The 12,417-nt window shown below is 61.8% G+C and carries 12 protein-coding genes; 4 read left to right on the plus strand and 8 right to left on the minus strand.

The genetic code is table 11. The annotated features are described in order from the left end of the window. Positions 1-40: 40 nt before the first annotated feature. The gene (locus ATI14_RS25310) at positions 41-379 is read right to left on the minus strand and encodes a hypothetical protein (protein WP_031320283.1); all 339 of its coding nucleotides are present in this window, start codon (positions 377-379) and stop codon (positions 41-43) included. 265 nt (positions 380-644) lie between these two features. Beyond that, on the minus strand, positions 645-1,550 hold the full coding sequence (locus tag ATI14_RS25315; RefSeq protein WP_016973459.1) for a hypothetical protein: 906 nt from the start codon (positions 1,548-1,550) through the stop codon (positions 645-647). A 407-nt stretch (positions 1,551-1,957) separates the two neighbouring features. Here ATI14_RS25315 and ATI14_RS25320 point away from each other — a divergent pair, with 407 nt between their 5' ends. Both ATI14_RS25320 and ATI14_RS25325 read left to right on the plus strand, forming a co-directional pair. After that, complete coding sequence (locus ATI14_RS25320; protein ID WP_003219726.1) at positions 1,958-2,641, plus strand: response regulator transcription factor; 684 nt, start codon at positions 1,958-1,960, stop codon at positions 2,639-2,641. Further along, complete coding sequence (locus ATI14_RS25325; RefSeq protein WP_016973458.1) at positions 2,619-4,010, plus strand: sensor histidine kinase; 1,392 nt, start codon at positions 2,619-2,621, stop codon at positions 4,008-4,010. The genes ATI14_RS25320 and ATI14_RS25325 overlap by 23 nt, the downstream gene beginning before the upstream one ends. Positions 4,011-4,136: 126 nt before the next feature. Here the strand turns inward: ATI14_RS25325 and ATI14_RS25330 are convergent, their stop codons facing one another. The 3 genes from ATI14_RS25330 to ATI14_RS25340 are packed head-to-tail and all read right to left on the minus strand — an operon-like array spanning position 4,137 to position 6,396. Further along, entirely contained in the window at positions 4,137-4,547 is a 411-nt protein-coding gene (locus ATI14_RS25330) for an SRPBCC family protein (protein ID WP_026083131.1), read from the minus strand. Between the two features lie 29 nt (positions 4,548-4,576). Beyond that, positions 4,577-5,374 (minus strand): SDR family NAD(P)-dependent oxidoreductase, encoded by a 798-nt coding sequence (locus ATI14_RS25335; protein WP_016973456.1) that lies wholly within the window; start codon positions 5,372-5,374, stop codon positions 4,577-4,579. A gap of 17 nt (positions 5,375-5,391) precedes the next feature. Continuing rightward, a complete protein-coding gene (locus ATI14_RS25340) occupies positions 5,392-6,396 on the minus strand; it encodes an aldo/keto reductase (RefSeq protein WP_016973455.1) in 1,005 nt (334 codons plus the stop codon). Between the two features lie 113 nt (positions 6,397-6,509). Here ATI14_RS25340 and ATI14_RS25345 point away from each other — a divergent pair, with 113 nt between their 5' ends. Further along, on the plus strand, positions 6,510-7,403 hold the full coding sequence (locus tag ATI14_RS25345) for a LysR substrate-binding domain-containing protein (RefSeq protein WP_016973454.1): 894 nt from the start codon (positions 6,510-6,512) through the stop codon (positions 7,401-7,403). A 134-nt stretch (positions 7,404-7,537) separates the two neighbouring features. On the opposite strand, the gene ATI14_RS25350 is transcribed toward ATI14_RS25345, so the two are convergent. From ATI14_RS25350 to ATI14_RS25360, 3 genes are read right to left on the minus strand one after another with little or no spacing between them, the layout of a single operon-like run. After that, positions 7,538-8,830, minus strand: coding sequence for an NAD(P)/FAD-dependent oxidoreductase (locus tag ATI14_RS25350; RefSeq protein ID WP_016973453.1), 1,293 nt, complete (start codon positions 8,828-8,830; stop codon positions 7,538-7,540). After that, on the minus strand, positions 8,827-9,915 hold the full coding sequence (locus ATI14_RS25355; protein WP_016973452.1) for a polyamine ABC transporter substrate-binding protein: 1,089 nt from the start codon (positions 9,913-9,915) through the stop codon (positions 8,827-8,829). The genes ATI14_RS25350 and ATI14_RS25355 overlap by 4 nt, the downstream gene beginning before the upstream one ends. 23 nt (positions 9,916-9,938) lie before the next feature. Then, on the minus strand, positions 9,939-11,297 hold the full coding sequence (locus ATI14_RS25360; RefSeq protein ID WP_016973451.1) for a glutamine synthetase family protein: 1,359 nt from the start codon (positions 11,295-11,297) through the stop codon (positions 9,939-9,941). Between the two features lie 139 nt (positions 11,298-11,436). On the opposite strand from ATI14_RS25360, the gene ATI14_RS25365 reads away from it, so the two are divergent. After that, on the plus strand, positions 11,437-12,324 hold the full coding sequence (locus ATI14_RS25365) for a helix-turn-helix domain-containing protein (RefSeq protein ID WP_031320280.1): 888 nt from the start codon (positions 11,437-11,439) through the stop codon (positions 12,322-12,324). Positions 12,325-12,417 lie beyond the last annotated feature (93 nt).

Genomic DNA, 12,417 nt, shown 5'->3' on the forward strand with positions numbered 1-12,417 from the left:
CATCCCGGTCAGGGGATGAAGCGTGGGAAGCAACAGGTTTTCAGGAACGGGGTGGGCGCCAGACGCCGGACGGCGTGCGGTCGGGGATGAAATCCGTGGAGAGACCAAGCGCCACAGGGTGCGCCATGCCCAAGGGCGCCTTGAACACCGGCATCGCCAGTTGCACGACACCGCCGGTCTTGCATTCCTGACCGGTTTTGCAGGCCTTGCCATGGTCGACGCCGTCCTGGCAGCAGTCCGGGGTCATGTCGCTCATCATCTGCATGCTCGACATTTTCATCGGGCAAGGCTCGGTGCCCGATGGTACGCCCGCCATCCCGGCGAGGGGTAGCGTGAGGCTTAACAGCGTGACCAGGATTAAACGGATTAGGCGGCTCATGGGGCGCGAGTCTAGCCAGGCCTTGGTTAAGCCGCTATTAACAATCGCGCCGAACAAAAACCAAAGGTGGGAGCGGGCTTACCCGCGATAGCGTTGTGTCAGTCAACTAATCAATAGCTGACAGACCGCCATCGCGAGCAAGCCCGCTCCCACACAGAGCCAGACAGGCCCGGGTTTAGTGCATGAAGATCGCGATCAGGATGATCACTGGAATTGGCACGCCGAGGAACCACAGAAGTAATGAGCGCATGATGTTCTTCCTTAATTAACGGACAAAGTGTTCGGTTTCGACATACACCACGGCATCGCGACGGCGACCGCCAAAGGTGGCTGCAAAACTGGCGAAGAAGGCACCGATCAACAGGGCCACGAAGGTCCACAGCGAGGTATAGGCCGCCACTTTCGCGGCGGTGTCGGCCGCTTGCTTGGCTTTTAGCTTGGCGTCTTCGACGGCCTTGCGGGCATCGCCGTAGACTTTGTCGATACGCGCTTCGGCGTCGGCCTGGCTGAGGTTGGTGCGCTGGCTGATCAACTGGGCCAGGTAGGCACGGTCTTCAGGGGCCAGCTGGCCGTCGTTGCTCAGGGTACGGGTGAAGATGCGAGCCACCACGCCGTGTACGGCGTCATCGCTGACGGCCGCTGGGCGGTCATCGCGAAACAGGCTGTCGACGTAGTAGTCGAAGTCGCCGCTGTTGGCGCCTTTGGCTGCACTGCCCGCCGCCTGGCTAATGCCACTGGCCGCACCGGCAGCAACGCTGGCGCCGGCTTTTACGCCGCCACTGACCACACTGCTGACCGAACCGACCACCAGCACCGCCGTGATCAATGTGGCCACGGCCCAGGCCAGGAAGCCATGGGCGGTGTCGCGAAAGTACACCTCATCGCCATGCATGTTGGCCCACTTCACCCGCAGGCGGCCGGCGATGTAACCACCCGCCCCCGAGGCGACGATCTGGGTAAAGGCCAGCCAGACAATCGTGGAAATGCCAAGGCCCTTGGCACTGATGCCACTGTCGGCCCACGGCGATACCGCCGAAAAGCCCAGGCCGAAGCCCAGCAACACCAGAATCAGTGACAGTGCGGCCGCCGCGGCGGCCCCGGCGAAAATCGCCCCCCAGGAAACCCCGGAGAGCGTGCTCGACTCTTGCAGCGTGGATGAGGATGTGATCATTGTTGTTGTGCTCCCGGCAGGAAAAAAGATGTTACAAGTCTCAAAAGGGACAGTGCAGGCAGCGTGCCAGTCGCTCGAAAAATAAATTATTAGATATTTCAATAACTTAGATAAATTGAACTTACACCGACCATGCAAGTTGCAAGAAATGACTTCAAGCGGCGGGCGTATTGCACTCTTTGTAGGAAGGTTCTTTGTCACAAAAAAATGCGTGAACACAGCGTGCGTTCAGGATCGCAGGGGCATCATCGGGCTGAGATCGCGGGAAAACCGGCTTCTGCATCGAGCCGCGTCGCTCCGTGGTTTTGTGTCGGTTTTGCCAACATGAAGTTTAATTTAGGAAGCATTCAGGCATTTCTTGGCAAAATGCCCCCACTTCTAGTGTGAATCGCTCACCAGGTAATCCTATGACCCGTATTTTGACCATCGAGGATGACGCCGTAACGGCCCGCGAGATCGTCGCCGAGCTGAGTAGCCATGGACTGGACGTAGATTGGGTGGACAACGGCCGCGAAGGCCTGGTCCGCGCCGTGAGTGGTGATTACGATCTGATCACCCTCGACCGCATGTTGCCGGAACTCGATGGCCTGGCCATCGTCACGACCCTGCGCACCATTGGGGTGTCGACGCCGATTCTGATGATCAGCGCCCTCTCCGATGTCGACGAGCGGGTACGGGGCCTGCGTGCCGGCGGTGATGATTACCTGACCAAGCCGTTCGCCTCCGACGAAATGGCGGCTCGCGTGGAAGTGCTGCTGCGCCGCAAAAGCACGGTCAAGGAATTCGAAACCGCCCTGCGCGTAGCGGACCTTGAGCTGAACCTGATCAGCCGCGAAGCCAGCCGCGCCGAACAGCCGCTGAGCCTGTTGCCCACCGAATACAAATTGCTCGAATTTTTGATGCGCAACACCGGGCAGATCCTGTCGCGGATGATGATCTTCGAGGAAGTCTGGGGCTATCACTTCGACCCCGGTACCAACCTGATCGACGTGCATATCGGTCGCTTGCGCAAGAAAATCGACCCACCGGGCCTGACGCCGCTGATTCGCACGGTACGAGGTTCCGGCTATGTCATTGCTGAACCCCTCTAAGGGTTGGCGCTCTTCCAGCAGCCGCCTGCTGGCACTGTACAGTTCGCTGTTCGTGGCCTGGAGCTGCATCCTCATGGGGGTGCTCTATTACGAGGTGTCAGGGTACCTGGGCGACCTGTCGCGCCATTCCCTGATGCAGCGCCAGCACCTGTTCCAGCGCTTTGACGGCGAAGAGCTGGTGGAAGCCTTGACGACCAGCATGACCTTCGACATGAAGGGCGTGGACGCTTACGGTTTGTTCGACGAGCAATTTCGCCCGTTGAGCGGGCCGATCCGTGCCGTGCCGCCGGACCTGCCGCTGGACGGCAAGATCCACGCATTGGTCAACTGCGTCGACTCCGACGACCCCAAACTCCCCAAAGACAGCTGCGACGCCGTGGCCACCCACACCGAAGACGGCCGCTGGCTGGTACTGGTGCGCGCCAACGGTTCGCTGTTTGGCGTGACGCGGATCATCTGGCATGCCTTGTTGTGGGCGTTGTCCCTGACGATTATCCCGGGCGCCGCCGGCTGGCATCTGTTGCGCCGCCGCCCGTTGCGGCGGATTCGCGGAATCCAGGCCAGCGCCGAAGCCATCGTCGCCGGCGACTTGACCCATCGCTTGCCGCTGTCCAACCGGCGTGACGAGCTGGACATGCTGGCGGCCATCGTCAACGCCATGCTCGACCGCATCGAGAAGCTCATGAACGAGGTCAAGGGCGTGTGTGACAACATCGCCCACGACCTGCGCACCCCGCTCACGCGCTTGCGTGCCCAGCTTTACCGTATCAAACAGCAGGCCGAAGAAGACTCGGCCCACGCGGTAAAACTGGACGATGCCATTGCTGAAACCGACACCTTGATGGCGCGCTTTCGCGGGTTGTTGCGGATTTCGGAGCTGGAAGACCACCAGCGTCGTTCGGGCTTTTTGGTGATGGACCCGCTGCCGCTGTTGCGCGAACTGCATGACTTCTACCTGCCGCTGGCCGAAGAAGGCGAGTTGCAGTTGCTGCTGGAAGTGCCGGAATCGCTGCCGTGGATCACCGGAGACCGGGCGCTGTTGTTCGAAGCCTTGGCCAACCTGCTGAGCAACTCGATCAAGTTCTCCCCACCGGGCGGTGAAGTGATTCTGCGCGCAGTGAATGACGCCGGCAGCACGCGCATCGAAGTGCACGACTCGGGGCCGGGCATTCCCACGGCCGAACGGGACGCCGTGTTCCAGCGCTTTTACCGCGTGGATGAAAACGACCAGCAAGGCGGGTTCGGGTTGGGCCTGTCGATTGTGGCCGCGATTATCAACTTGCACGGGTTCAAGCTGGAGGTGGGCAGCAGTCAGAGAGGCGGAGCGTGTCTGGTGCTGGAGTGCCGGCAGCAGTTGATGCCTGAATAACCCCGACACCACAAAACCCTGTGGGAGCTGGCTTGCCTGCGATAGCGGCAGCCCAGGCAATAAATAGTTTGCCTGACACACCGCCATCGCAGGCAAGCCAGCTCCCACATGAGTTTGCGGTGGCTGTTAGAAGTTGGCGCGCAGCGCCTCAAGCCCGCCGCTGTAAACGCCGGCGAACAATTCCTCCACCGCCGCCTCCGTGGTTCCCGCCGCCGGGGTAAACACACCGGACCAGGTCACTTTGGCCGACGCATCGCCCAAGGCCTCAACCTGCAATGTCGCCAGGTAAGCACTTACCGGAAACGGCGACTGCTCGATGGTGTAGCTGTAAGTGCGGGCCACATTGTCATAGGTCTGCAAACGCTCTACGATCACGCCGCCTTCCGCCGTTTCCAGGTGACGCAAGCGCCCGCCCTCGCCCGGCTCGCTCTTGACGATAAACGGCAGCCAGTCCGGCAGCGTGTTGAAGCCGCCGACCAATTGCCATACCTGATCCGCCGACACCGGAATTTCAATCACCGAAGATGCTGTTGCCACAATCAATACTCCCAATAAAGAAAAATGATTCAGATCGCCATGCTGTCGACAACACCACCGTCGACCCGCAACGCGGCACCCGTGGTTGCAGACGACAGCGGTGAGGCAATGTACGCCACCAGGTTCGCCACTTCATCCACATTGGCCGCCCGCTGGATGATTGAGGTAGGCCGCGCATTGCGCACAAACACATCCGCCTCGTCCCGCGCGCTGCGCCCGGATTTGGCCGTGGCGTCCGCCAGCATCTGCTCCAGGCCGTCGGTAAAGGTCGGCCCCGGCAGCACGGCGTTCACCGTTACGCCAGTGCCCGCCAAACGCTTGGCCAGGCCGTGGGACACCGCCAGGTTGGCGCTTTTGGTCACGCCGTAGTTGATCATGTCGGCCGGGGTTGCCACGCCGGATTCCGATGACAGGAAAATCACCCGCCCCCAGCCCTGCTCGACCATGCCCGGCACATAGTGCCGCGCCAGACGCACACCGGAGATCACATTGACCTCGTAGAAGCGCGTCCACTCGCTGTCGGGCGCATCGAAGAAATCCACATCGTTGAAGATGCCCAGGTTGTTGACCAGGATGTCGGCGCGCGGTTCGGCGGCGAACAGTTTTTCTGCGCCTTCGGCGGTGCCGAGGTCAGCCACCAGCCCACGCAAATCCGCACCCGGCACGGCCTGGCGAATGCTCGCCAGCGCGTCGTCGACCTTGCCCGCTTCACGCCCGATCACCACCACGGTGGCGCCGGACTGCGCCAGGGCCAGGCTGATGCCCAGGCCGATCCCGGCGGTGCTGCCGCTGACGATGGCTGTTTTGCCGCTTACATCGATTTTCATAAGGTGAACTCCTGAAGTTAAAGCGGCAGTGGCGCGCGGGCCGAAATCAAACGGGCATCGCGCAGGGCCTGCCAGAAGGCTGCCGGAATCTTCTCTGACAACGCCGCGACGTCTTCGGCAATGCGCCCCGGACGACTGGCACCGGGAATCACCGCCGCCACCGCCGGATGAGCCAGGGAGAATTGCAGGGCGGCGGCTTTGATGCTGACGCCAAACGCTTGGGCAATCGCTTTGATCTGCTCGACCTTGTTGATGATCGCCGGGCTGGCCTTCTGGTATTCGAAGTGTGCGCCACCGGCGAGGATGCCCGAGCTGTAAGGGCCGCCGACAACAATCTCAACCTTCTGCGCAGCGGCGGCGTCCATCAGGCGTTGCAGGGCGCGGTCGTGGTCCAGCAGCGTGTAGCGGCCCGCCAGCAGAAAGCCGTCCGGCTGGGCTTCGGTCAAGTCCAGGGTCAATTCGCAGGGTTCAACGCGGTTCACACCCAGGCCCCAGGCCTTGATCACGCCTTCTTCACGCAAGCGGGTCAGCACTTTGAATGCGCCGGTGCGGGCCTGGTTGAAGTAGTCCAGCCATTGGTCGCCGTAGAAGTCCTGGGCGATGTCGTGAATCCACACGATGTCCAGGCGGTCGGTTTGCAGGCGTTCCAGGCTGTCTTCGATGGAACGCAGGGTGGCGTCGGCACTGTAGTCGTTGAGCATCTTGTTGGGGCGGCCGTGTTCGAACACGCCGCTTTTTTCGCCGAGGTCACGGGCGCTTTCTTCGACTTCGTCGAGGATCACCCGGCCAACTTTGGTGCTGAGCACGAAGTCATCGCGGTTGTACTGCGAGAGCACCTGGCCCAGGCGAATTTCGGAAAGCCCCGAGCCGTAGAACGGTGCGGTGTCGAAGTAGCGCACGCCGGCGTTCCAGGCGGCTTCTACGGTGGCCTGCGCTTCTTCTTCAGGAATGGCGCGGAACATGTTGCCCAGTGGCGCGGTGCCGAAGCCAAGTTGGCCAGGGAGTTTGTCTTTCAAGCTCATGGTGGATCCTCAAATGCGTGAAGGGTCGCGGTGACCGTTGAGCAGATCCTAGATTGCAGAGATCGGACCGTCCAAGACATACTGCGACCAACTTGAGTCCCTTGAGGTCTAACATGATCGACTTGCGCCAATTGCGCTACTTCGAAGTCGTCGCCGAAGAAGAACACGTCGGCCGCGCTGCCGAGCGCCTGCACATTTCCCAATCGCCCCTGAGCCGACAGATCGCCCAGCTCGAAGAGCGCCTGGGGCTGACGCTGTTCGAGCGCAGCCAGCAACGTATCCGCCTGACCCGCGACGGCCAGACCTTCCTGGCTGAAACCAAGGCGCTGCTGACCCACGCCAGCCGTCTGGAATCACTCGGCAAGCGCCTGGGCCGCGGTGAGGAAGGCGGTTTGTGTATCGGCTATATCGAAAACGCCATGCACGCCGGTGTGCTGCCCAATGCCTTGCGCGTGCTGAGGGACGACCGGCCCACCGTGCATATCAAGCTGTACAACCTGCCGTCTCTGGAACAGCTTGAAGGCTTGCGCCAGCGCAGCCTGGACATCGCGCTGGTCGGCGAACCGCCGGCCGCTGACGACCCGGACCTCACCGCCTTGCAAGTGCTGGACGACCCGATGCTGCTGGCGCTGCCCGAGCAGCATCCACTGGCTCGCCAGCGCGAGTTGCTGCCCGAAGATCTGGCCGAACAGGAGTGGATCGGCGTGCAGCGCAAACCCGGCGCCAACCCCGCCGATGACTTTGTGGCGGCCTGCATTCGTGCCGGCTTCACCCCGCAAATCCCCATGGAAGCCAGCGAACCGTTTACCGCCCTGGGGCTGGTTGCGTCGGGGCTGGGCGTGGCCATGGTGCAAAAGGGCCTGAGCCGCAATGCGCCGCCGGGCGTGGTGTTGCGCGAATTGCCGTGGCTGACCTACACCACCCCGCTGTGGGCGGCGTGGCACCGGATCAACCTGCGGCCCCTGGTAGAAACCTTTCGTAAGGTGCTCACCGAACCCAGTGCCTGACAAAGATCAAACTGTGGGAGCGGGCTTGCCCGCGATGGGGCTCACTCAGTCACCATTGAAGTCACAGACATACCGCTATCGCGGGCAAGCCCGCTCCCACATTTGACGGTGTTACATCAGTTAAGTCGTGTCGGCTAAATCAGCTCCCGCAGCCGATACCACAACATCCCCAGCGCCAGCAGCGGCGAGCGCAGGGCCTTGCCACCCGGAAAGGTCATATGCGGCACCTGGCTGAAGATATCCAGCCCGGTGCTTTGACCTGCGTGAATGCCTTCGGCCAAGAGCTTTGCACACCAATGCGTCACGTTGAGCCCATGCCCGGAATACCCTTGGGCGTAGAACACGTTCGGGTACTGCTTCAACCGGCCAACCTGAGGAAAACGATTGGCGGTGATGCCAATCTTGCCGCCCCATTGAAATTCGATGGCGGTATCGGCCAATTGCGGGAAGACTTTGAGCATTTTCGGCTGCATATAGGCGGCGATATCCACCGGATCGCGCCCTGAATAATGGCACGCGCCGCCGAACAGCAAGCGACGGTCAGCAGACAGCCTGTAGTAATCCAGCCCGACTTTCTGGTCACACAGCGCCAGGTTCTGCGGGATCAGTTGGTTGGCCACCGCCTCGGACAGAGGCTCGGTGGCAATGATGTAGCTGCCCGCGGGCAGCACCTTGCCGCTCAGACGCGGCTCCAGTTCTTCAAGGTGCGCGTTGCACGCCAGCACCAGGTTGGCGGCGCGTACCGTACCCCCGGCGCAGCGCACTTTTACCGTCTCGCCGTGAATCAACTCCAGCACTTCGGTCTGCTCGAAAATCTGCACGCCGAGGGACTCGGCCACCTGTGCCTCGCCCAGCACCAGGTTCAACGGGTGCAGGTGCCCGGAGCCCATGTCCACCAGGCCGCCGGCATAGGCTGTGGAGCCGACCACCTGACGCATGTCCTGCGGCCCGACCAGCCGGGTTTCATGGGCATAGCCCAGGGCGGCCAGATGCTCCTGCTCGCCCTTGAACGCGGCGAATTGCGCAGGCGTATTGGCCAGCTCGCAAAAGCCCCAGCGCAAATCACAGTCAATGCCGTGTTCGCGAATCCGCTCGCCCACCAGCGCCACCGACTCGATCCCGGCCCGCTCCAAATAACGCACACCCTCCTCGCCCACGTATTTGGCAAAGCCCGACACGTCGTGGCCGATGCCACGAATCAGTTGCCCGCCGTTGCGCCCGCTGGCGCCCCAGCCGATGCGCCGGGCCTCCAGCAGGATCACCGAGAGCCCGCGCCGGGCCAGCTCAATGGCGGTGTTCACACCGGTAAACCCGCCGCCGATCACACACACATCGGCGGTCAGGTCGGCGCCCAATGGCGGGCGCTCCGGCATGGCATGGGCCGTGGCCCGGTAATAGGACCGGGCGTGGTCAGTCGACTGCCTCATTTGTTGGTCTTCACTTTGCTCCAGGCGCGGGTCATCAAGCGCATGGTCGCCGGGGTCGGCGTGGTGGAAATGTAGAGTTTGTCGAGCACTTCCTGGGACGGGTACACCTCAGGGTTGTTCACCAGCTCCGGGGCCATGAACGGCTTGGCTGCCGGGTTGGCGTTGGCATAACCCACCGAGGCGCTGACCTTGGCGATCACCTCGGGGTCGAGCAGGTAGTTGATAAAGGCGTGGGCTTCTTTCGGATTGCTCGCGTCGGCGGGAATCGCCAGCAAGTCGAACCACAGGTTCGAACCTTCCTTGGGAATCGAGTAGGCGATGTTCACGCCATTCTTGGCCTCTTTGGCGCGGTTGGCCGCCTGGAACACGTCGCCGGAATAGCCGAACGCCACGCAGATATCGCCATTGGCCAGGTCCGAAATGTACTTGGAGGAATGGAAATAGGTGATATACGGGCGCAGCGTCAGCAGCTTGGCTTCGGCCTGTTTGTAGTCCTCGGGGTTCTCGCTGCGCGGGTCCTTGCCCATGTAGTTGAGGATCGCCGGGAACAGCTCATCCGCCGAGTCGAGGAAGGCCACGCCGCACTGGTTGAGCTTCTTGATGTTCTCGGGTTCGAACAGCACCGCCCACGAGTCGATATGGTCGATGCCCAGCACCTGCTTGACCTTGTCGACGTTGTAGCCGATGCCATTGGTGCCCCACAGGTACGGCACCGAGTGCGCGTTGCCCGGGTCGTTTTTCTCCAGCAGCTTGAGCAGCTTGGGGTCGAGGTTCTTGAAGTTGGGCAACTGCGAACGGTCGAGCTTGAGAAACGCGCCGGCCTTCACCTGGCGCGCCAGAAAGTGGTTGGACGGCACCACCACGTCATAACCGGTGCGCCCCGCGAGCAGCTTGCCCTCCAGGGTTTCGTTGGAGTCGAACACGTCATAGATCACTTTGATCCCGGTCTTGGCCTGGAAGTCGGCCAGGGTAGTCTCGCCGATATAGTCGGTCCAGTTATAGACGCTGACCGTCTGGGCGGCCTGGCCGGTAGCGCTGAACGCCGCGACAAGAGCCAGCGGGAGAAGCTTTTTCACAAGACGCATATCGACACCCCTTTATTGGTTTTTTAGACGCTCAACAGCAGGAACTCACGCTCCCAGGAACTGATCACCCGCTTGAAATTCTCATGCTCGGCGCGTTTGACCGCGACGTAGCCGCGCACGAACTTGTCGCCCAGGTACTGTTTGACCGTGTCGCAATCCTCCATGCGCGCCAGCGCGTCTTCGAGGGTGAACGGCAAACGCAGGTTGCGGCGCTCGTAAGCGCGGCCTTCCACCGGCGCGCTGGGTTCGATTTGCTCGACCATGCCCAGGTAGCCACACAACAGGCTAGCGGCAATCGCCAGATAGGGATTGGCGTCGGCGCCGGGCAGGCGGTTTTCCACGCGCATGGCTTCCGGGCTGGAGGTGGGCACGCGCAGGCCGACGGTGCGATTTTCTTCGCCCCACTCCACGTTGACCGGCGCCGAGGTGTCCGGCAGGAAGCGGCGGAACGAGTTCACGTTGGGCGCAAACATCGGAAGCAGCTTGGGGATGTACTTCTGCAGGCCGCCGATGTGGTGCAAAAACAGTTGGCTCTTGTTGCCGTCGGCGTCGACGAACACCGGCTTGCCGGTGGCGATGTCCACCACGCTCTGGTGCAGGTGCATGGCGCTGCCCGGCTCGTCGGCCACCGGTTTGGCCATGAAGGTCGCGGCTACGTTGTGCTTGAGCGCGGCCTCGCGCAGGGTACGTTTGAACACGGTGATCTGGTCGGCGAGGTCGAGGGCATCACCGTGGCGGAAGTTGATTTCCATCTGCGCCGGGCCGTCTTCGTGGATCAGCGTGTCGAGGTCCAGGCCCTGCAGTTCGCACCAGTCGTAGACGTCTTCGAACAGTGGGTCGAATTCGTTGGCGGCATCGATGGAAAACGACTGGCGACCGGTTTCGGCACGGCCCGACCGGCCCACCGGGGTTTTCAGCGGCAGGTCCGGGTCTTCGCAGCGCTGGGTCAGGTAGAACTCCATTTCCGGCGCGACAATCGGCTGCCAGCCCTTGTCGGTGTAGAGCTGCAGGACTTTTTTCAGCACGTTGCGCGGCGACAGCTCGATGGGGTTGCCCTGCTTGTCGAAGGTGTCGTGGATCACAATCGCAGTGGGTTCGATGGCCCAGGGCACCACATAGGTGGCGTTGGACACCGGACGGCAAATCATGTCGATGTCGGCCGGGTCCAGCAGGTCGTAGTAGATATCGTCGTCGACAAAGTCCCCGGTCACCGTTTGCAGCAGCACACTTTCCGGCAGGCGCATGCCTCGCTCATGCAGGAACTTGTTGGTGGGCGCAATCTTGCCGCGTGCGATGCCAGTCAAATCACTGATCACGCATTCGACTTCGGTAATCTTGTGTTCTTTCAGCCAGGCGGACAGCTGATCGAAGGGGGCGTTCATAAGGACCTCGTCATGGGTTGGGTGCATGCGCCGGCTTGTACTCCCGGCGCATTGAGGTCTATCTTGGGCCAGCCTTCAAACGGCATCTATCCACTTTGCACGCCCCACAACGCACCAATAGAGTGCGCACGGATCACCCATGACACAGGCAACGGCTTTGCGCGTACAGGCCTTCACCACCGGTGATGTGGCCGCTCAATGCAGTGCGACACCCGGCTGGGTGCAGCAGTACCAGCAGATGTCTCCCGGGCATTTTGCCGGGCAGATCCGCTACCTCGACCTGCAAGGTGTCGAGGTCTACGAAGAGTGCATGAATACCCGTGTGGAGCAGCATTTCAACGCGCCGCCCGGCTCCCTGGCGTTCTGTTTCGATGGCAGCGACAACGCGCTGTACATGCTCAATGGCGAAAGCCGCAACACCTGGATCACCCCGGAAAACTACCGCGAAGTGGCGGTGGTGTTCGGGCCGCAATTCGTGCAGCGCCAGGGCCTGGATGTGGCGAAACTCGAAGGCCTGTTCATGGCGCCGCTGACCTGCCAGCAGAATGCACTGTTCACCCGCTGGCTCAGCAGCACCTTGACGCGCTTGCCCACCGTGCCCGACCCCGTCAACCTCACCCGGCAATTGCTCGACGACTGCCTGTTTATCCTCGATAACGCTTGCGTGTGCCTGGACCGCAGCTCATTGCAGCGGCGCAGCGAAGAGCGCCGGCTGATGGCGCGCATCGGTGAATGGGCCGCGGACGCGCCGGATGAAACCGTCAACCTGCTGGAACTGGCACAAATTGCCGGCGTGCCGCTGCGCCAACTGCAACAGGGCTTCAAGACCTACACCGGCATGAGCCCCGCGCAGTGGCTGAGGTTGCGCCGGTTGAATGGTGCGCGGCGGGAATTGTTGAGTGGCGCCGATACCACCGTGGCCGAGGTGGCGATGAACTGGTCGTTCTGGCATCTGGGACGGTTTTCCAACAGTTACCGGGCGCTGTTCAAGGAATTGCCCAGCGAGACCCTCAAACACTCCACCTGAAACGCACTCTCCCCCTGTGGGAGCTGGCTTGCCTGCGATAGCTGTGTGTCAGGCGACACATCTACCACTGATACACCGCTATCGCAGGCAAGC

The organism is Pseudomonas tolaasii NCPPB 2192, from assembly GCF_002813445.1.
GTDB lineage: Bacteria > Pseudomonadota > Gammaproteobacteria > Pseudomonadales > Pseudomonadaceae > Aquipseudomonas > Aquipseudomonas tolaasii.

Coding starts and splice junctions, on each gene's coding strand:
- ATI14_RS25310 (WP_031320283.1), bottom strand. CDS start 379: ATGAGCCGCCTAATCCGTTTAATCCTGGTCACGCTGTTAAGCCTCACG.
- ATI14_RS25315 (WP_016973459.1), bottom strand. CDS start 1,550: ATGATCACATCCTCATCCACGCTGCAAGAGTCGAGCACGCTCTCCGGG.
- ATI14_RS25320 (WP_003219726.1), top strand. CDS start 1,958: ATGACCCGTATTTTGACCATCGAGGATGACGCCGTAACGGCCCGCGAG.
- ATI14_RS25325 (WP_016973458.1), top strand. CDS start 2,619: ATGTCATTGCTGAACCCCTCTAAGGGTTGGCGCTCTTCCAGCAGCCGC.
- ATI14_RS25335 (WP_016973456.1), bottom strand. CDS start 5,374: ATGAAAATCGATGTAAGCGGCAAAACAGCCATCGTCAGCGGCAGCACC.
- ATI14_RS25340 (WP_016973455.1), bottom strand. CDS start 6,396: ATGAGCTTGAAAGACAAACTCCCTGGCCAACTTGGCTTCGGCACCGCG.
- ATI14_RS25345 (WP_016973454.1), top strand. CDS start 6,510: ATGATCGACTTGCGCCAATTGCGCTACTTCGAAGTCGTCGCCGAAGAA.
- ATI14_RS25350 (WP_016973453.1), bottom strand. CDS start 8,830: ATGAGGCAGTCGACTGACCACGCCCGGTCCTATTACCGGGCCACGGCC.
- ATI14_RS25355 (WP_016973452.1), bottom strand. CDS start 9,915: ATGCGTCTTGTGAAAAAGCTTCTCCCGCTGGCTCTTGTCGCGGCGTTC.
- ATI14_RS25360 (WP_016973451.1), bottom strand. CDS start 11,297: ATGAACGCCCCCTTCGATCAGCTGTCCGCCTGGCTGAAAGAACACAAG.
- ATI14_RS25365 (WP_031320280.1), top strand. CDS start 11,437: ATGACACAGGCAACGGCTTTGCGCGTACAGGCCTTCACCACCGGTGAT.